We start from the raw sequence: 19,148 nt of genomic DNA, 5'->3' as shown, positions 1-19,148 counted from the left end.
ATGTGGAGGAGGCGCTGTGAGCAGCGACCCGTGGGGCCGCGTCGACGAGACGGGCACCGTGTACGTGCGTACGGCCGACGGCGAGCAGGTCGTCGGATCCTGGCAGGCGGGCTCCCCCGAGGAGGCGCTGGCCTATTTCGAACGCAAGTACGAAGGCCTGGTTGTCGAGATCGGCCTCCTCGAAAAGCGGGTGAAGACCACCGACCTGTCGGCGAAGGACGCCCAGACCGCCGTCGACCACCTGCGCGAGCAGGTGGACGCGCACCACGCGGTCGGCGACCTGGACGCGCTGCGGGCCCGGCTGGACAAGCTCGTCGGCCTCGTGGAGACACGGCGCGAGGAGCGCAAGGCCCAGCGGGCCAAGCAGTCCGACGAGGCGCGCGGCGCCAAGGAGGCGCTGGTCGCCGAGGCGGAGGAGCTGGCGCGCTCCGACCAGTGGCGGGTGGCCGGTGAACGGCTGCGCGCCCTGGTGGACACCTGGAAGGGCCTGCCGCGCCTGGACCGCAAGTCCGACGACGAGCTGTGGCACCGCTTCTCGCACGCGCGCTCGGCGTTCTCCAAGCGCCGCAAGCAGCACTTCGCGCAGCTCGACGCGCAGCGCGAGGAGGCCCGGCAGACCAAGGAACGGCTGGTCTCCGAGGCCGAGGCGCTGTCGAACTCCACGGACTGGGGGCCGACGGCCGCGCGCTACCGCGACCTCATGTCCGAGTGGAAGGCCGCCGGCCGTGCGCAGCGCGAGCACGAGGACGACCTGTGGAACCGCTTCCGCGGCGCCCAGGACGTGTTCTTCGCCGCCCGCGGCTCGGTCTTCGCCGAGCGGGACGCCGAGCAGGCGGAGAACCTGAAGCTCAAGGAGGAGCTGGTCGAGGAGGCCGAGAAGCTCGTCCCGGTCAAGGACCTGAAGTCGGCCCGGGCCGCGTTCCGGTCGGTCAACGAGCGCTGGGAGGCCATCGGCCACGTGCCGCGCGACGCCCGCCCGAAGGTCGAGGGGCGGATGCACGCGGTCGAGCGGGCGCTCCAGGACGCCGAGGAGACCGAGTGGCGCCGGACCAACCCGGAGGCACGCGCGCGTGCCGAGGGGCTGACCGGACAGCTGCAGGCCGCCGTCGACAAGCTGCGCTCCCAGATCGACCAGGCGCGTGCCCAGGGCAACAACGCCAAGGCCGACAAGCTGGAACGCGAGCTGGAGGGCCGGCAGGCGCTGCTGGACCAGGCGCTGAAGGGCCTGCACGAGTTCGGCGGCTGACACCCGCGCAGACGAGAGGGGCTCCCGTACGGTGCGTACGGGAGCCCCTCTCGTCTGTGTCGTACGGGCCCGTGCGGCCCGCTAGGACGGCCTGCGCGCCGACGTCACCCTGTACACGTCGTAGACGCCCTCCACGCCGCGTACGGCCTTCAGGACGTGCCCGAGGTGCTTGGGGTCGCCCATCTCGAAGGTGAAGCGGGAGGTGGCCACCCGGTCGCGGGAGGTCTGGACGGCCGCGGAGAGGATGTTGACGTGCTGGTCGGACAGCACGCGGGTGACGTCCGACAGCAGCCGGGAGCGGTCCAGGGCCTCCACCTGGATGGCGACCAGGAAGACGGAGGACTGGGTGGGCGCCCACTCGACCTCGAGGATGCGCTCGGGCTCCCGGGAGAGCGAGTCCACGTTCACACAGTCGCTGCGGTGCACCGAGACGCCGCTGCCCCGGGTGACGAAGCCGATGATGGGGTCGCCGGGTACGGGCGTACAGCAGCGGGCCAGCTTGACCCACACGTCCTCGACGCCCTTGACGACGACGCCCGGGTCGGCGCTGGTCCGGCGTTTGCGGCCGCGACCGTGGGCCGGCGGGATCGACTCGTCGATCTCCTCGGTCGCGGCTTCCTCGCCCCCGAGCGCCTGGACGAGCTTCTGCACGATGTTCTGCGCGGAGACGTGGCCCTCGCCGATCGCCGCGTACAGCGCGGAGATGTCCGAGTAGCGCATCTCGTGGGCGAGGGTGACCAGGGAGTCGCCGGTCAGGATGCGCTGAATCGGCAGGTTCTGCTTGCGCATGGCGCGGACGATGGCGTCCTTGCCCTGCTCGATCGCCTCGTCGCGGCGCTCCTTGGAGAACCAGGCGCGGATCTTGTTGCGGGCGCGCGGCGACTTCACGAAGCCGAGCCAGTCCCGGGAGGGCCCCGCGCCGGCCGCCTTGGAGGTGAAGACCTCCACCAGGTCGCCGTTGTCCAGGGTGGACTCCAGCGGGACGAGCCGGCCGTTGACCCGTGCCCCTATGGTGCGGTGGCCGACCTCGGTGTGGACGGCGTAGGCGAAGTCGACGGGGGTGGCGCTCGCCGGGAGCGCTATGACGTCGCCCTTGGGGGTGAAGACGAAGACCTCGTTGCGGGAGAGGTCGAAGCGCAGGGACTCCAGGAACTCGCCCGGGTCCTCGGTCTCCTTCTGCCAGTCGAGCAGCTGGCGCAGCCACGCCATGTCGTTGAGGTGGTCGTCCTTGCCCTTGCCGGACGACTTGGGCGCGTCGCTGCGCACCTTGGAGGCGCCCGCGACGGCCTCCTGCTTGTACTTCCAGTGCGCGGCGATGCCGTACTCCGCGCGGCGGTGCATGTCGAAGGTGCGGATCTGCAGCTCGACGGGCTTGCCGCCGGGTCCGATGACCGTCGTGTGCAGCGACTGGTACATGTTGAACTTGGGCATCGCGATGTAGTCCTTGAACCGCCCCGGAACCGGGTTCCAGCGGGCGTGGACCGTGCCCAGCGCCGCGTAGCAGTCGCGGACGGTGTCCACCAGGACGCGGATGCCCACCAGGTCGTAGATCTCCGCGAAGTCACGGCCGCGGACGATCATCTTCTGGTAGACGCTGTAGTAGTGCTTGGGGCGGCCGGTGACGGTCGCCTTGATGCGGGCCGCGCGCAGGTCCTGCTGGACCTCGTCGGTGACGACGGCGAGGTACTCGTCGCGCTTGGGGGCGCGCTCGGCGACCAGGCGGACGATTTCGTCGTACATCTTGGGGTAGAGGATCGCGAAGGCGAGGTCCTCGAGCTCCCACTTGATGGTGTTCATGCCCAGCCGGTGGGCGAGCGGCGCGTAGATCTCCAGGGTCTCGCGCGCCTTCTTCTCCTGCTTCTCGCGCTTGAGGTAGCGCATGGTGCGCATGTTGTGCAGGCGGTCGGCGAGCTTGATGACCAGGACGCGCGGGTCCTTGGCCATGGCGACGACCATCTTGCGCACGGTCTCGGCCTGCGCGGCCTCGCCGAACTTGACCTTGTCCAGCTTGGTGACGCCGTCGACGAGCAGGGTGACCACGTCGCCGAAATCGCGGCGCAGGTCCTCCAGGCCGTACTCGGTGTCCTCGACGGTGTCGTGCAGCAGCCCGGCCATCAGCGTGGCCGGGTCCATGCCCAGCTCGGCGAGGATGGTGGTGACGGCGAGCGGGTGCGTGATGTACGGGTCGCCGCTCTTGCGCTTCTGCCCCCGGTGCCAGCGTTCGGCGACCTGGTAGGCGCGCTCGATCTGGCGCAGGGTGGCCGTCTCGATCTTGGGGTCGTTGCCGCGCACTATCCGCAGCAGGGGCTCCAGGACCGGGTTGTACGGGTTGGCCCGCTGCACACCGAGCCGGGCCAGGCGGGCGCGGACGCGGTTGGAGGAGCCGGAGCGGGCGGGCTGGCCCGCGGGGGCGCGGACCACCGGCGCGTTCTGCGGACGCTCGGGCGGCAGCGGCTTGGGATGCGGCTGCTGCTCGGCGGGCTTGTCGACCGGCCCGGACGAGGCGTGCCTGATCGGCCCACGCGTGTCGTTCTTCGCCTGGGGCGCGCTGGGCGCGGGCTTCGCCGCGGACGCCGAGGCGGACTCGGGCTTTGCGGCGGTCAGTGGCTGGGCCTCGTCTGGCAAGAGGACTCCTCGTGCGCGATCCGGGTCCCCCGGTCAGGCTCCGGAGATCCCATGGTAGCGATCCTGCCCCCGGGGATCGCCTTCAGGCCGATGTGAGGGCCGTCAACTCGGGAAACGCCTGAGGCGGGCGCCGGATTCCTCCGGGCCCGCCTCAGGTGCGCGGTGTGCGCGGTCAGACGGTGAGCAGCGCCTTCAGCGGCGCCCCCGCCAGGGCCGGCTCCAGGCGGGCCCGGCCGCCGAGGAAACCCAGCTCCATCAGGACGGCGAGGCCGGCGACCTGGGCGCCGGCCCGGCGGATCAGCTGCAGGGACGCCTCGGCGGTGCCGCCGGTGGCGAGGACGTCGTCGACGACCAGCACGCGGTCGCCCGCATCCAGGTCCTCGGCGTGCACCTCGATCTCGGCGGAGCCGTACTCCAGGTCGTACGCCTGGCCGAGGGTGGCTCCGGGGAGCTTGCCCGCCTTGCGTACGGGGATGAAGCCGAGGCCCGCCCGCAGGGCCACCGGGGCCCCCAGGATGAAGCCGCGGGCCTCCAGGCCGACGACCTTGGTGGCGCCGGTCTCCCCGGCGACCTCGGCGAGGGTGTCGGTCAGGACCGTGAAGGCCGCGGGGTCGGCCAGGAGCGGGGTGATGTCCTTGAACACCACACCCGGCTCCGGGTAGTCGGCCACGTCCCGGATGCGGCTGAGCAGCAGCTCCGTGATGTCGGTCGTGCCGGTCATCGCCGCTTCCCCGAGGGACGGCCGCGGCCCCGGCCGCGGGAGGCGGGCTGGTTGCGGGGGCCCACGACCGCGGCGGCCGCGTCGTCGGGCTCCTCGTCCGCGTAGGACTCCCCGTCGTCCGCGGACTGCTCCGGCTCGCCCTTGGCCGCGGCCTGGGCGCGCTTGGCCAGGACCCGCTTCTTGAGGGCCTTCATCTGCGGCTCGGCCTCCTTGAGGTCGGCGACGAGCGGCGTGGCGATGAAGATCGACGAGTAGGCGCCCGCGGCGAGACCGACGAACAGCGACAGCGAGATGTCGTTGAGCATGCCGGCGCCGAGGACACCACCGCCGATGAACAGCAGCCCGCCCACCGGCAGCAGCGCGACCACCGTGGTGTTGATGGAGCGGACCAGGGTGCTGTTGATCGAGCGGTTGGCGATCTCGCCGTAGGTCCAGCGGGTCTGCTTGGTGATGTCTCTCGTCTGCTCCTTGAGACTGTCGAAGACGACGACGGTGTCGTAGAGCGAGTAACCGAGAATGGTCAGCAGACCGATCACCGTGCCCGGGGTGACCTCGAAGCCGACGAGGGCGTAGATCCCGACCGTGATGGTGATGTCGTGGATCAGTGCGACGAACGCGGCGAGGGCCATGCGCCACTCGAACGCGATCGCCAGATAGATCACCACCAGGACCATGAAGATCCCGAGACCCTGCCAGGCCTTGTTCGCGATCTGGTCACCCCAGCTGGGGCCGACCAGGTCGGCGTTGATCTTCTCGGCGGGGACGTCCAGGTCCTTGGAGAGCTGCTGCTTGATCTGGTCCGACGCCCCGGTGTCGGTACCCGCGATCTGGATGCGGAGGCTGCCGTCGCCCAGCTTCTGGACGATCGCGTCGTGCCCGGAGGCGTCCTCCGCGTAGGTCTCCGCCTGGGAGACCGAGGCGCTCATGTTCTTCGGGGTCGTGAAGACCGCGCCGCCCTGGAACTCGATGCCCATGTGCAGGCCGCGCACCGCCAGGCCGACGATGGCCGTGATGGTGATGAGGATCGAGATGCCGTACCAGAGCTTGCGGTTCTTGACGAAGTCGTAGCCGACCTCGCCATGGTGCAGTCGGGCGCCGAGGTTGCCGAGCTTTCCCATCTCACGCCTCCTTCGGGTCGACGGGGCCGGCGGCGGGACGGGACGGACGGCGGGTGCGGCGCAGCGGCGGCTTGGCGCCCAGGCTCTTCGGGTCGAGGCCGGACCACTTGTGACCGCTCGCGAAGAAGTCGCGGCGGGCCATCAGCGTCAGCAGCGGCTTGGTGAAGAGGAACACCACCACCACGTCGAGGAGGGTGGTCAGACCCAGCGTGAACGCGAAGCCCTGCACCTTGCCGACGGTGACGATGAAGAGCACCGCGGCGGCAAGGAACGACACGAAGTCGGAGACCAGGATGGTGCGCCGGGCGCGCGGCCAGGCCCGCTCGACGGCGGGACGCAGCGTGCGGCCCTCCCGGATCTCGTCGCGGACGCGTTCGAAGTAGACGATGAACGAGTCCGCCGTGATGCCGATGGCGACGATGGCTCCGCAGACGGCCGGAAGGTTCAGCGCGAAGCCGATGGTCGGGCCGAGCAGCGACATGATCACGTACGTCAGACCCGCGGAGACCAGCAGCGAGGCGACGGCGATGAAGGAGAGGCCGCGGTAGTAGACCAGCAGGTAGAGGACGACCAGCGCGAGGCCGATGGCGCCCGCGATCAGACCCGCCTTGAGCTGCTCACCGCCGAGCGCGGCGGTGACGGTGGTGACGCTGTCCTCCTTGAAGGTCAGCGGCAGGGCACCGTAGGACAGCATGTTGGCGAGGCCCTGGGCCTCCTCCTGGTCGAAGTTGCCGGAGATCTCCGCGCTGCCGCCGGTGAGCGCCTGGCTGACGTACGGGTCGGAGACGACCTCGTTGTCCAGGACGATGGCGAACTGGTTCTGCGGGGACTGGTTCTTCGCCAGCTTGCCGGTGATGTCGGCGAACTTGTTGCCGCCCTTGTCCGTGAACTTCATGGTCACGGTCCAGCCGGCGCCGGTCTGGGTGTTGAGGACGGCCTCGGACTCGTCGATGTCCGTGCCGTCGACCGAGGCGGGGCCGAGAACGTACTTCTGCCACTGGCCCTGCGCGTTCTGACCGCAGGCCACCGTCGAGTCGCCCGGCTTGGAGCCCTCGCCGGCCTTGGCGCGGGCGGCCGCGTCGGTGCAGTCCAGCGCCGCGTACTGCTGCTGGAGCTTGGCGTCGTCGCCGGCGGCGCTGCCGCTCGGGGACGGGGAGGCGCCGTCGGAGGTCTTGGCGGACGGGCTCGGGTCGGCCTTCAGGGCGTCGGAGGCGGCACGGCCCTGGCCGGTGGCGCTCGCGGAGGCGGAGTCGGACGGCGTGGAGCTCGCGCCGCCCTCGTCGGTCGCCTTGTCCTGCCCGTCCGTGGCCTTGTCCGTGGCCTTGTCGCTCGCCTTGTCCGAGGGGTTGCCGGTGGCGCTCGGGGACGGGCTGCCGGTCGCGTTCGCCCCGGAGAGCTCGGTGGCTACGACCGGACGGAAGTACAGCTTGGCGGTGGTACCGACCTGCTGGCGGGCTTCCTCGGAGTTCGTGCCCTTGGGGATGTTGACGATGATGTTCCGGTCGCCCTGGGTCTGGACCTCGGACTCGGAGACACCCAGACCATTGACACGGCGCTCCATGATGTCGACCGCGGTGTCCATGTTGGTCTTGTTGATCGCGGACTCCTGGCCCGCTTCCGGGACCGCCCGGAGTGTGATGCTGGTGCCGCCGGCCAGGTCGATGCCGAGACGCGGAGTCGTGTGTCCGGAGGCGAACATGCCTCCGGTGAGCGCCACGATGGCGATCAGAATCAGGGCCAGCGAGCGCCCGGGCCTACTCGGAGCGCTCGCATTCTTTCCCTTTTTAGGTGCTACCACCTTTGCGTACTCCCTCTCGGGCCGCTGCGCGCCGGGGAGGCGTCACCCGCGGCCATCACATGGTGTCCGGATCCGTGCGAGCCACGCGTCACACGGGGTGCGCGGGGACGTCCTGGACGTCCCCGCGCACCCCGGGGCACGGCTTACTTCGCCTCGGAACCGCCGTCGGACTTCTTCGCCTGCTCGTCGGCCTTCGCCTCGGCGGGCGCGGCGTCGGCCGTCGGCTCGCCGGCCGGCTCGTCGGCCGCGTCCTTCTTGCCGAGGTCGACGGGCTGGTCGTCGGAGGCGGCGTCGGACTCGGTGAGGGAGGAGGCGTCGTCCGGGACGACGTCGGCGTCCGACTTCAGGTCGTGCTCGATGCCGTGGACGATGCGGTTGTACTCGTCGTCGGTCAGGACGGCACCGATGCTGTTCTTGGCGAAGAGCAGGTCGACGCCCGGACCGGCGTCGAGGAGGACCGTGTCGTCGTTGACCTCCTTGACCGTGGCGTACATGCCCCCGATGGTGCGGACACCGGAACCGGGCTGCATCTGGTTCCGCATGTCGGCGGCCTGCTGCTGCTTCTTCTTCGCCGACCGGGTCATCAGGAACATGGCCCCGATGAGCACGATGAACGGGAGGAGGGTCACGAGACTCACGGGTCGGTACTTCCTTCACACGACCGCGATGGTGAGCGGCCTGATGGTTGGGGGTGTGTACGCCGCCGACAAGGGCGGCATCGGCGGAGTCTAAGCGAGTCCGCGCGCATGGAACAACGCTCAGCATGGCACTGGGGTTCCTGCTCGGGCGAATGTCCTCGTCGTGACGGGGATGTCACGTCCCGAACAAGTCCTGTTGTCCGTTTCCGGTGGTCTGCGCACCGGGCGGGGTGAGCCCGAGGTGCGCCCAGGCCGCCGGCGTCGCTACCCGCCCCCGTGGGGTGCGGGCGAGGAGCCCTTCCCTCACGAGAAAGGGTTCGGCGACCTCTTCCACTGTCTCACGCTCCTCCCCCACGGCGACGGCGAGCGTGGACAGGCCCACCGGACCGCCGCCGAACAGCTTGAGCAGGGCCTCCAGAACGCCGCGGTCGAGCCTGTCCAGGCCCCGCTCGTCGACCTCGTAGACCGCCAGGGCGGCCGAAGCGATCTCGCGGGTGATCAGGCCGTCGGCCTTGACCTGCGCGTAGTCGCGCACCCGGCGCAGCAGGCGGTTGGCGATGCGGGGGGTGCCGCGGGAGCGGCCGGCGATCTCGGCGGCGCCCGCGGGGTCGATCTCCACGTCGAGCAGGCCGGCCGAGCGGTGGATCACCCGTTCCAGTTCGCCCGGTCCGTAGAACTCCATGTGGGCGGTGAAGCCGAAGCGGTCGCGCAGCGGCGGCGGCAGCAGCCCCGCGCGTGTGGTGGCGCCGACCAGGGTGAAGGGGGGCAGCTCCAGGGGGATGGCGGTGGCGCCGGGGCCCTTGCCGACGATCACGTCGACGCGGAAGTCCTCCATCGCCATGTAGAGCATCTCCTCGGCGGGCCGCGACATGCGGTGGATCTCGTCGAGGAAGAGGACCTCACCCTCCTGGAGCGAGGAGAGGATCGCGGCGAGGTCGCCGGCGTGCTGGATGGCGGGGCCGGAGGTGATGCGGATGGGGGCGCCCATCTCGGCCGCGATGATCATCGAGAGGGTGGTCTTGCCGAGGCCGGGGGCGCCGGAGAGGAGCACGTGGTCCGCGGTGGCTCCGCGCGCGCGTGCGGCCCGCAGCACGAGGTCGAGCTGTTCGCGGACCTTCTCCTGGCCGATGAACTCGCCCAGGTCCTTGGGGCGCAGGGCGGCCTCCACCGCCTGGTCCTCGCCGTCGGCGACGGAGCCCACCAGCCGCTCCTCGGCGGAGCCGACGAGTCCTTCGGGGGCGTCGGACGGGTCGGTCGTGTCGTCCCAGTTCATGTGGTGTGCCTCGGGGGTCGGTGGTGGCGGTTCAGCGGGCGCGGTTCAGGGTCTGCAGGGCCGCCTTCAGCAGGTGCCCCACCTGGGGCGTGCCCCCGGCGGCCTCGGCCTGGGGGGCCACGGCGGACACGGCCTCGTCGGCCTCGCGGGTCGCGTACCCGAGGCCGATCAGGGCGGCGTGCAGCTGGTCGCGCCAGCCGGTGCTGACGGGGGCTCCGACGGCGGGTGCGCCGATGGGCTCGCCGAGGCGGTCCCTCAGCTCCAGGAGCAGCTTCTGCGCGCCCTTCTTGCCGATGCCGGGGACGGCGGTGAGCGCCTTCTCGTCGCCGGTGGAGACGGCTCTGCGCAGGGCGTCGGGGCTGTGCACGGCGAGCATCGCCTGGGCCAGGCGGGGGCCGACGCCGCTGGCCGTCTGGAGCAGCTCGAAGACCTGGCGCTCGTCGTCGTCGGCGAAGCCGTACAGCGTGAGCGAGTCCTCGCGGACGACGAGGGAGGTGGCGAGTCTGGCGGGCTTGCCGAGGCGGAGGGTGGACAGGGTGTTCGGCGTGCACTGGACGGCCATGCCGACGCCGCCGACCTCCACCACCGCGGCGTCGGGGGCGAGGGCGGCGACGGTGCCGCTGACGAAGGCGATCATGCCGTGGTGCCTTTCGACGGGTGAGGGGTGTGCGGGCTCCGGGGGCCGGCCGGGCCCCGGGAGGTGTGCAGAGCGACGGCCTGCTGGAGCCGGTTCTGCGCGGGGGCGCGCCAGATGTGGCAGATGGCGAGCGCGAGGGCGTCCGCGGCGTCGGCGGGCTTCGGGGGCGCGGAGAGCCGCAGCAGCCGGGTGACCATGGCGCCGACCTGCGCCTTGTCCGCCCGGCCGCTGCCGGTGACGGCGGCCTTCACCTCGCTGGGGGTGTGCAGGGCGACGGGGATGCCACGGCGGGAGGCGCAGAGGATCGCGACGGCGCTGGCCTGGGCGGTGCCCATGACGGTGCGCACGTTGTGCTGGCTGAAGACGCGCTCCACGGCGACGCGGTCCGGCCGGTGCTCGTCCAGCCACTGCTCGATGCCCTGCTCGACGGCGACCAGCCGGTGGCCGAGGTCGTCGTCCGCGCGGGTCCGGACGACGCCGACGCCGATCATGGTGAGCGGCCGGCCCGCGACGCCCTCCACGACACCGACCCCGCAGCGGGTCAGCCCCGGGTCCACCCCCAGAACGCGCATGCCCGCCCCCCTCTCCTCGATCACCTGTTTGTGCAGGCTATCGGGTGCCACCGACAAAGCGACGGGCCGACGGGGTGTGTCCCCGCCGGCCCGCTGAGCTGGGGCGCGTTACGCGTCGACCTTCTCCATGACCTCGTCGCTCACGTCGAAGTTGGCGAAGACGTTCTGCACGTCGTCGCTGTCCTCCAGGGCGTCGATCAGCCGGAAGATCTTCCGGGCGCCGTCCTCGTCCAGCTCCACCTGCATGGTGGGGACGAAGTTGGCGTCGGCGGACTCGTAGTCGATGCCGGCGTCCTGGAGGGCGGTGCGGACCGCGACCAGGTCGGTGGCCTCGCTGAGCACCTCGAAGGACTCGCCGAGGTCGTTGACCTCCTCGGCGCCCGCGTCCAGGACGGCACCCAGGACGTCGTCCTCGCTCAGCTCGCCCTTGGGGACGATCACGACGCCCTTGCGGTTGAACAGGTACGACACGGAGCCAGGGTCGGCCATCGAGCCGCCGTTGCGGGTCATCGCGACGCGGACGTCGGAGGCGGCGCGGTTGCGGTTGTCGGTGAGGCACTCGATGAGCACCGCGACGCCGTTCGGCCCGTAGCCCTCGTACATGATCGTCTCGTAGTCGGCGCCGCCGGCCTCCAGGCCGCCGCCGCGCTTGACCGCGGAGTCGATGTTCTTGTTGGGCACCGACTGCTTCTTCGCCTTCTGGATGGCGTCGTACAGGGTCGGGTTGCCCTCGATGTCGACGCCGCCCATGCGGGCCGCGACCTCGATGTTCTTGATCAGCTTCGCGAAGAGCTTGCCGCGCTTGGCGTCGATCACGGCCTTCTTGTGCTTCGTCGTAGCCCATTTAGAGTGGCCGGACATCTGCCTGTCTCCTTCGCGTAACCCGTCTTTGCACGAACTCCCCCAGCGCTTGAGGAGCCTGGGAGGTACCCGGGGAATCCTACAAGGACTCCGCCTCCCGATTCGCGCGCACCATGTCGGCGAAGAGGCGGTGCACACGGTGGTCGCCGGTCAGCTCCGGGTGGAAGGACGTCGCCAGCGCGTTGCCCTGGCGGACGGCGACGATGTGGCCCTCGTGCTCGGCGAGCACCTCGGCCGTGGCGCCGACGGACTCCACCCAGGGGGCGCGGATGAAGACGCCCTCCACGGGGTCGCCCGGGACGCCCTTGAGGCCGACGGCCGCCTCGAAGGACTCGTTCTGGCGGCCGAAGGCGTTGCGGCGCACGATCATGTCGATGCCGCCGACCGTCTCCTGCCCGGAGCGCGGGTCGAGGATCTTGTCGGCCAGCATGATCATGCCGGCGCAGGTGCCGTAGACGGGCAGGCCGTCCCGCACGCGCGCGCGGAGGGGCTCCATCACTCCGAAGAGGACGGCCAGCTTCGAGATGGTGGTGGACTCGCCGCCCGGGATGACCAGGCCGTCCACCTCGGCGAGCTCCTCGGGGCGCCTGACCGGCCTGGCCACGGCGTCGGCCGCGGCCAGGGCCACGAGGTGCTCCCGTACGTCGCCCTGGAGGGCCAGGACGCCGATGACGGGGGTGTCGTTCATGTGATCGGGTGCCTTACCAGCCGCGGTTGGCGTAGCGCTCGGTCTCGGGGAGGGTGTCGCAGTTGATGCCGACCATGGCCTCGCCGAGGTTGCGGGACGCGTCCGCGATGATCTTCGGGTCGTCGTAGAAGGTGGTCGCCTTCACGATGGCGGCGGCGCGCTTGGCCGGGTCGCCGGACTTGAAGATGCCGGAGCCGACGAAGACGCCCTCGGCGCCGAGCTGGCGCATCAGCGCGGCGTCGGCCGGGGTGGCGACGCCGCCCGCGGAGAAGAGCACCACGGGGAGGCGGCCCAGCTCGGAGACCTCCTTGACCAGCTCGTAGGGGGCGCGCAGGTCCTTGGCGGCGGCGTACAGCTCGTTGTTGTCGTAGCCGCGCAGGCGGGCGATCTCGTTCTTGATCTGCCGCAGGTGGCGGACGGCCTCGACGACGTTGCCGGTGCCGGCCTCGCCCTTGGAGCGGATCATCGCGGCGCCCTCGGCGATCCGGCGCAGGGCCTCGCCGAGGTTGGTGGCACCGCAGACGAACGGGGTGGTGAAGGCGAACTTGTCGCTGTGGTTGACCTCGTCGGCCGGGGTGAGGACCTCGGACTCGTCGATGTAGTCGACGCCGAGGGACTGCAGGACCTGGGCCTCGACGAAGTGACCGATGCGGGACTTCGCCATCACGGGGATGGAGACCGCGCCGATGATGCCCTCGATCATGTCCGGGTCGGACATCCGGGCCACGCCGCCGTCCTTGCGGATGTCGGCCGGGACCCGCTCCAGGGCCATGACCGCGACGGCCCCCGCGTCCTCGGCGATCTTCGCCTGCTCCGGCGTGACGACGTCCATGATCACGCCGCCCTTGAGCTGCTCGGCCATGCCGCGCTTCACGCGCGCGGTGCCGGTCTCGGGGGCCTGGTTTTCGGAGAGCGTGCTGGACACGGGTACCTCGCTGAGGGGAAGGGGGTTTGTGCAGCAACGAGGAAACGCGAGGGGACCAGGCCACAGCAAGGGCCAATGGGCAGCCGGTGGATCGTTTTGGCGCGGGCGGCGGCGCACGCGGGGAAGTGGCGCCGCTCAGGCGGCCCGGTCCACCAGGGCAGCCGGCGGCTCGTCGTCCATCTCGAAGGCGAGCGGGAAGGGGGCGTGGCCCGCGAGGCGGAACCAGCGGACCTTGCGGTGCTCACGCAGCCGGCGTGCCGCGCCCACCGCGTCGTTGTGGAAGCGCCGCGCCATCGGGACCCGCCGTACGGCCTCGGCCAGTTCGTGGGCCGCCTCCTCCCCCCCGGGTGCCTCGCGCAACGCGTCGACCTGCGGCGGATCGGCGAAGACGGCCCGCAGGGCCTGGCTCAGCTCGCTCTCCGCCACCTCCCGCAGCTCCTCCTCGGCCTGCCGGGCGGCGTGCGTGGCCTCGTACAGCACCATGGAGGCGGCCGGGTCGAGCACGCCCGAGGTGGCGAGTTCCTGGGCGACGGAGGCTCTGCGCAGCAGCTGCGCGTCAAGGGCGGCGCGGGCGGCGTCGATCCGGGCGTGCAGCCGGTCGAGCCGTCCCGCCGTCCAGCTGAGATACAGGCCGACGGCGACGAGGACGACCAGGATCCAGATCAGGGTTGCGGTCACGGGCCGCAACCCTATCGGTGGGGCCGGCCGGTCAGTCCCGGGCCAGCCCGAAGCGTGCCCTGAGCCCGGTCGCCCGGTCGTCGGCCGCCACGGCCGCGGCGCCCGCCGTCACCGTCTCGTAGACGGAGAGGATGTCCGCGCCGACCGTCGACCAGTCGAAGCGCCGTACGTGGGCGCTGCCCCGCTCCCGCAGCGCGGCGCGGCGCTCCGGGTCGGCGAGCAGCCGCACCGCGGCGTCGGCCAGCGCGTCGGCGTCCTCGTTGGGGAACAGCTCGCCCGCCGCGCCCCGGTCGAGGACCTGGGCGAAGGCGTCCAGGTCGGAGGCGAGGACGGGGGCACCGGCCGACATGGCCTCGACGAGGATGATGCCGAAGCTCTCGCCGCCGGTGTTGGGCGCCACGTACAGGTCGACGCTGCGCAGGAAGCGGGCCTTGTCCTCGTCGCTGACCATGCCGAGGAACTCCACCCGGGGGCGCAGTGCCTTCGGCAGGCTCTCCACGGCCTCCTCCTCGTCGCCGCGCCCGGCGACGAGCAGCCGGGCCTGCGGACGGGCGGCGAGGATCTTCGGCAGGGCCCGCATCAGCACCGGCAGCCCCTTGCGGGGTTCGTCGATGCGCCCCATGAAGCCGATCGTCTCCCCCTGCCACTCGGACTTGGGCTCGGCGCCGGCGAAGAAGTCGACGTCGACGCCGTTGGGGATGACGACCGCGTCCCCGCCGAGGTGCTCGACGAGGGTGCGGCGGGCGTACTCGCTCACCGCGATCCGGGCACTGATCTTCTCCAGGGCGGCCTGGAGGATCGAGTACGCGGCGATCATCGCGCGGGAGCGCGGGTTGGACGTGTGGAAGGTGGCCACGATCGGGCCCTGCGCCGCCCAGCAGGTGAGCAGGCCCAGCGAGGGCGAGGTCGGTTCGTGGATGTGGATGACGTCGAAGGCGCCGTCGTGCAGCCAGCGCCGCACCCGGGCGGCCGAGAGGAAGCCGAAGTTCAGCCGGGCCACCGAGCCGTTGTACGGCACCGGCACCGCGCGCCCGGCGGAGACGACGTACGGGGGCAGGGGCGTGTCGTCGTCCGCGGGGGCGAGGACGGACACCTCGTGGCCCAGGCGGACGAAGTACTCGGCGAGGTCCCGGATGTGGAACTGGACGCCGCCGGGCACGTCCCAGGAGTACGGGCAGACGATGCCGATCCTCACGAGGCGCCCTGTCCGTCGGCCGCCGCGGGTGCCTTGGCGGGGTCGAGGTCCTTCAGCCACAAGCGCTGGAGCATGTGCCAGTCCTCCGGGTGGTCGGCGATCCCCGTGGCGAAGGCGTCGGCCAGCGCCTGTGTCATGACAGACGTCTTCTCGGCCCGGGTGCCTGACTCCGGGACCGCGACCGGCGGGTGCACCCGGCCGCGCATGATCGGTGAGTCGTCGTACCAGAGGGTCACCGGCAGCAGCCGCGCGCCCGTCTGCTGGGCGAGCAGCGCGGGTCCGGCCGGCATGCGGGCCGTCTCGCCGAAGAAGTCGACCTCCACGCCGGAGGCGGAGAGGTCGCGGTCGGCGACCAGGCAGACCAGGCCGCCGTCGCGCAGCCGCCTGGCCAGGGTGCCGAACGCCGTGCCGCCGCTGTGCGGGAGCACCTCCATGCCGAGCGACTCCCGGTAGGCGACGAAACGGTCGTACAGGGTCTCCGGCTTGAGCCGCTCGGCGACCGTGGTGAAGGGGATGCCCAGTTTCGTGGTGACCCAGGCGCCCGCGAGGTCCCAGTTGGCCAGGTGCGGCAGGGCGAGGACCACGCCCTTTCCGGCGTCCATGCCGTCGGTGAGGTGGTGCAGGTCCTCGGGGGTGAAGCCGGTCTCGATCCGTTCGCGGCTCCACGCCGGGAGCCGGAAGGACTCCATCCAGTAGCGCAGGTACGAGCGCATGCCCGCGCGCGAGAGGGCCGCCAGGCGTTCCGGGCTCGCCTCCGGCACCACGCGCGCGTAGTTGCTCTCCAGGCGCCGCACGCCCGCGCCGCGCTGCTTCCAGGCCAGGTCCGCGACGGTGCGCCCGAGCCGTACGGCGGCCGGTTCGGGCAGCTTCTTCACGGTGCTCCAGCCGGCGCCGTACAGGGCGTCGGTCAGCCGGTCGCGAGCGCTCACTTGGCCGCCTCGGTGCCCTGGCTCTCCTGCGCGGCGGCGTCGGCCTCGGCGGCCTCCCGGCGGACCGTGACAACCCGCTGGACGAGCGTGACGAGGCTGCCGACGGCGACGATCCACAGGGCGATCGGCAGGAGGTACTGGATGCCCGGGACACCGAACTTGTGCAGGCCCGCGAATCCGGCCGCGACCAGGGAGACGACGAGCCGCTCGGCCCGCTCGACCAGGCCGTTGACGGCGACCGGCAGGCCGATCGACTCGCCGCGCGCCTTGGTGTAGGACACCACCTGGCCGCTGGCCAGACAGAAGATCGACACCGCGCACAGGATGTTGTCGTCGCCGGCCCCCGCGTACCAGAGGGCGAACCCGCCGAAGATCGCGCCGTCGGCGACCCGGTCCAGGGTGGAGTCCAGGAACGCGCCCCAGCGGCTGGAGCGGCCGAGCTGGCGGGCCATGTTGCCGTCGACGAGGTCCGAGAAGACGAAGAGCGTGATCACCACCGTGCCCCAGAAGAACTCACCCATGGGGTAGAAGACCAGCGCACCGGCGACCACACCGGCGGTGCCGAGGAGCGTGACCGTGTCCGGGCTGACGCCCCGGCGGATGAGAAACGCGGCGAACGGTGTGAGGACACGCGTGAAGAATGCACGCGCGTACTTGTTCAGCATGGCCTTCCCGACGGTCGGTGTGGCCGCGGCCCCTGCTGGCCACCGGCTGGCCCATCGTAGTCACGCGCGCGCGTGGGCGGGGGCCGGGCACCCGGACCCCGCGTCCCGGCGGCCGGTGGGCGATGGGATCGGGTCCTTCGTATGGACGCGGCGTGAAGGGAGTGGAAAGCTCGAAGGACCGCGGGCGTCGCCGGAGCCGCCAGTGCACGCGGTCCCGCGTGTCCGCGCCCCCAGGGACCTCACCGTGCACGGGAGGCAGGACATGGGCGACAAGGCACACCACACCCATCCCGGAGCCGCCGGAAGGGCAACGGCGGCCGACCATCCCGCATCCGTACGGAATGTGGTGCTGGTCGGCCACTCCGGATCGGGCAAGACGACTTTGGTGGAGGCTCTCGCGCTGACCGCGGGAGCGGTGAACCGGGCGGGCCGCGTGGAGGACGGCGGCTGCGTCTCGGACTACGACGAGATGGAGCACCGGCAGCAGCGCTCCGTACAGCTCTCCCTGGTGCCGGTCGAATGGGACGGCATCAAGATCAATCTCTTGGACACTCCCGGGTACGCCGACTTCGTCGGTGAGCTGAGGGCCGGTCTGCGCGCGGCGGACGCGGCCCTCTTCGTCGTCTCGGCCTCCGACGGGGTGGACGGCTCGACCCGCATGGTGTGGGAGGAGTGCGCCGCCGTCGGGATGCCGCGCGCCATCGTGATCACGCACCTGGAGGCCGCCCGCGCGGACTTCGAGGAGATGACGCGGATCTGCGCGGAGGCCTTCGGCGGGGACGATCCGGACGCGGTGCTGCCGCTGTACCTGCCGCTGCGGGGAACCCCGGCGCCCGACGGGCACGCGCCCGTGACCGGGCTCATCGGCCTGCTGTCGCGGAAACTGTTCGACTACGCGTCGGGCGAGCGCGTGGCGTCCGAGCCGGGCGAGGCGGAGCTGCCGGTGATCGACGAGGCCCGCTCCCTGCTGATCGAGGGGATCATCTCGGAGAGCGAGGACGAGACCCTCATGGAGCGCTATCTCGGCGGTGAGCAGGTCGACGTCAAGACGCTCGTCGAGGACCTGGAGCGGGCCGTCGCGCGCGGCGTCTTCTTCCCGGTGCTGGCCGCGGCTCCCGCGGCGGAGGGCGCCCGGCAGGGACTGGGCACGGTCGAGCTGCTGGACCTGGTCACCCGTGGCTTTCCGACGCCGCTGGAGCGGGCGGCACCCCGGGTGACCACGCCCGAGGGCGCCGGACGCGAACTGCGGATGTGCGATCCCGGGGAGTCGCTGGTCGCGGAGGTCGTCAAGACCTCGTCCGACCCCTACGTCGGCCGGATCTCGATGGTCCGGGTGTTCTCCGGCACCCTGCGCGCCGACCAGACGGTGCACGTCTCCGGGCACGGGCTGGCCGACCGCGGCCACGAGGATCACGACGTCGACGAGCGGATCGGCGCCCTGTCGACGCCGTTCGGCAAGCAGCAGCGGCCGGTCTCGCACGTGATCGCGGGCGACCTTGCGTGCGTGGCCAAGCTGAGCCGCGCGGAGACCGGGGACACGCTCTCGGCCAAGGAGGACCCGCTGCTGATGGCTCCCTGGGAGATGCCCGATCCGCTGCTGCCGCTCGCCATCCAGGCGCACAGCAAACCCGACGAGGACAAGCTGTCCCAGGGGCTGGCGCGGCTGGTCGCCGAGGACCCGACGATGCGCCTGGAGCACAACCAGGACACGCACCAGGTGGTCCTGTGGTGCCTGGGCGAGGCGCACGCCGACGTGGCCCTGGAGCGGCTGCGCAGCCGCTACGGCGTCCAGGTCGACGTCGTACCCCACCGGGTGCCCCTGCGGGAGACGTTCGGGGACCGTGCGGGCGGGCGCGGGCGGCACGTGAAGCAGTCCGGCGGGCACGGGCAGTACGCCATCTGCGAGATCGAGGTGGAGCCGCTGCCGAACGGTTCGGGCGTCGAGTTCGTGGACAAGGTGGTCGGCGGCGCCGTGCCCCGGCAGTTCATCCCGTCCGTCGAGAAGGGCGTGCGCGCACAGGCCGCCAAGGGCGTCGCGGCGGGCCATCCGCTGATCGACGTGCGGGTCACGCTGCTGGACGGCAAGGCGCACTCGGTGGACTCCTCCGACGCCGCCTTCCAGACGGCCGGCGCGCTGGCGCTGCGGGAGGCCGCCGCGCAGGCCAGGATCCATCTGCTGGAGCCGGTGGCCGAGGTGAGCGTCCTGGTCGGCGACGACTACGTGGGCGCGGTGATGAGCGACCTGTCGGGGCGGCGCGGCAAGGTGCTCGGCACCGAGCAGACGAGCGGGGGCCGGACCCTGATCCGGGCCGAGGTGCCCGAGATCGAGATCGGCCGTTACGCGGTCGACCTGCGCTCCCTCTCGCACGGCACCGCGCGCTTCGACCGCCGTTACGCGCGCCACGAACCGATGCCGCAGCAGGTCGCCGACCGGCTGCCCGAGGAGGTGCGCGCGGCGTCGTAGCGGCGTCCGGCCGCCGGCGCGGGAACGCCCGCGCCGGCGGCGCTCCACCCCGCGCGCGACGGCGCGCCCGGCGGCCCGACCCGCGCGCGCAGGGGCGCCTTCCGGCGTCCGGTGA

General features: G+C 71.6%; 17 protein-coding genes. 2 read left to right on the top strand and 15 right to left on the bottom strand.

Going from position 1 to position 19,148, the window contains the following annotated elements; all coding sequences use genetic code 11:
* The first annotated feature begins 16 nt into the window (after positions 1-16).
* A complete protein-coding gene (locus DMH12_RS08450; RefSeq protein WP_125490928.1) occupies positions 17-1,246 on the top strand; it encodes a DUF349 domain-containing protein in 1,230 nt (409 codons plus the stop codon).
* A gap of 81 nt (positions 1,247-1,327) precedes the next feature.
* Here DMH12_RS08450 and relA read toward each other — a convergent pair whose 3' ends face one another.
* The 15 genes from relA to pgsA all read right to left on the bottom strand — a co-directional run bounded on the left by relA (position 1,328) and on the right by pgsA (position 16,569).
* Positions 1,328-3,871 carry a GTP pyrophosphokinase gene (gene relA, locus DMH12_RS08445; RefSeq protein WP_125490927.1) on the bottom strand — a complete coding sequence of 848 codons (2,544 nt, stop codon included), beginning with the start codon at positions 3,869-3,871 and terminating at the stop codon, positions 1,328-1,330.
* Between the two features lie 172 nt (positions 3,872-4,043).
* Positions 4,044-4,592 carry an adenine phosphoribosyltransferase gene (locus DMH12_RS08435; RefSeq protein WP_125490926.1) on the bottom strand — a complete coding sequence of 183 codons (549 nt, stop codon included), beginning with the start codon at positions 4,590-4,592 and terminating at the stop codon, positions 4,044-4,046.
* The gene (secF, locus tag DMH12_RS08430) at positions 4,589-5,710 is read right to left on the bottom strand and encodes a protein translocase subunit SecF (RefSeq protein ID WP_125490925.1); all 1,122 of its coding nucleotides are present in this window, start codon (positions 5,708-5,710) and stop codon (positions 4,589-4,591) included. Before secF ends, DMH12_RS08435 begins: the two co-directional genes overlap by 4 nt.
* Before the next feature lies 1 nt (position 5,711).
* On the bottom strand, positions 5,712-7,508 hold the full coding sequence (gene secD / locus DMH12_RS08425) for a protein translocase subunit SecD (RefSeq protein WP_185832205.1): 1,797 nt from the start codon (positions 7,506-7,508) through the stop codon (positions 5,712-5,714).
* Between the two features lie 143 nt (positions 7,509-7,651).
* The gene (gene yajC, locus DMH12_RS08420; RefSeq protein WP_125490924.1) at positions 7,652-8,146 is read right to left on the bottom strand and encodes a preprotein translocase subunit YajC; all 495 of its coding nucleotides are present in this window, start codon (positions 8,144-8,146) and stop codon (positions 7,652-7,654) included.
* 175 nt (positions 8,147-8,321) lie between these two features.
* Positions 8,322-9,419, bottom strand: coding sequence for a Holliday junction branch migration DNA helicase RuvB (gene ruvB / locus DMH12_RS08415; protein WP_122617206.1), 1,098 nt, complete (start codon positions 9,417-9,419; stop codon positions 8,322-8,324).
* 31 nt (positions 9,420-9,450) lie between these two features.
* Positions 9,451-10,056 carry a Holliday junction branch migration protein RuvA gene (gene ruvA / locus DMH12_RS08410; protein ID WP_125490923.1) on the bottom strand — a complete coding sequence of 202 codons (606 nt, stop codon included), beginning with the start codon at positions 10,054-10,056 and terminating at the stop codon, positions 9,451-9,453.
* Positions 10,053-10,628, bottom strand: a complete 576-nt coding sequence (gene ruvC, locus DMH12_RS08405) for a crossover junction endodeoxyribonuclease RuvC (RefSeq protein ID WP_125490922.1) — start codon at positions 10,626-10,628, stop codon at positions 10,053-10,055. The genes ruvA and ruvC overlap by 4 nt, the downstream gene beginning before the upstream one ends.
* A 108-nt stretch (positions 10,629-10,736) precedes the next feature.
* On the bottom strand, positions 10,737-11,489 hold the full coding sequence (locus tag DMH12_RS08400) for a YebC/PmpR family DNA-binding transcriptional regulator (protein WP_064726931.1): 753 nt from the start codon (positions 11,487-11,489) through the stop codon (positions 10,737-10,739).
* A 79-nt stretch (positions 11,490-11,568) separates the two neighbouring features.
* Entirely contained in the window at positions 11,569-12,177 is a 609-nt protein-coding gene (gene pdxT, locus DMH12_RS08395; protein WP_125490921.1) for a pyridoxal 5'-phosphate synthase glutaminase subunit PdxT, read from the bottom strand.
* Between the two features lie 13 nt (positions 12,178-12,190).
* Positions 12,191-13,102, bottom strand: coding sequence for a pyridoxal 5'-phosphate synthase lyase subunit PdxS (gene pdxS / locus DMH12_RS08390; protein ID WP_087810331.1), 912 nt, complete (start codon positions 13,100-13,102; stop codon positions 12,191-12,193).
* Positions 13,103-13,237: 135 nt separating this feature from the next.
* Positions 13,238-13,780 (bottom strand): hypothetical protein, encoded by a 543-nt coding sequence (locus tag DMH12_RS08385; protein ID WP_125490920.1) that lies wholly within the window; start codon positions 13,778-13,780, stop codon positions 13,238-13,240.
* Between the two features lie 31 nt (positions 13,781-13,811).
* Positions 13,812-14,975 carry a glycosyltransferase family 4 protein gene (locus DMH12_RS08380; protein WP_125490919.1) on the bottom strand — a complete coding sequence of 388 codons (1,164 nt, stop codon included), beginning with the start codon at positions 14,973-14,975 and terminating at the stop codon, positions 13,812-13,814.
* Positions 14,972-15,904 (bottom strand): phosphatidylinositol mannoside acyltransferase, encoded by a 933-nt coding sequence (locus DMH12_RS08375; RefSeq protein WP_125490918.1) that lies wholly within the window; start codon positions 15,902-15,904, stop codon positions 14,972-14,974. Before DMH12_RS08375 ends, DMH12_RS08380 begins: the two co-directional genes overlap by 4 nt.
* Entirely contained in the window at positions 15,901-16,569 is a 669-nt protein-coding gene (gene pgsA / locus DMH12_RS08370; protein ID WP_125490917.1) for a phosphatidylinositol phosphate synthase, read from the bottom strand. The genes DMH12_RS08375 and pgsA overlap by 4 nt, the downstream gene beginning before the upstream one ends.
* A 262-nt stretch (positions 16,570-16,831) precedes the next feature.
* Here pgsA and DMH12_RS08365 point away from each other — a divergent pair, with 262 nt between their 5' ends.
* The gene (locus DMH12_RS08365; protein ID WP_125490916.1) at positions 16,832-19,033 is read left to right on the top strand and encodes an elongation factor G-like protein EF-G2; all 2,202 of its coding nucleotides are present in this window, start codon (positions 16,832-16,834) and stop codon (positions 19,031-19,033) included.
* Positions 19,034-19,148: the final 115 nt, after the last annotated feature.

The sequence above is a fragment of the Streptomyces sp. WAC 04229 genome (assembly GCF_003947455.1).
Taxonomy (GTDB): Bacteria; Actinomycetota; Actinomycetes; order Streptomycetales; family Streptomycetaceae; genus Streptomyces.
The sequence above is the reverse complement of the archived record's forward strand: the minus strand, read 5'-3'. Positions and strand labels throughout refer to the sequence as shown.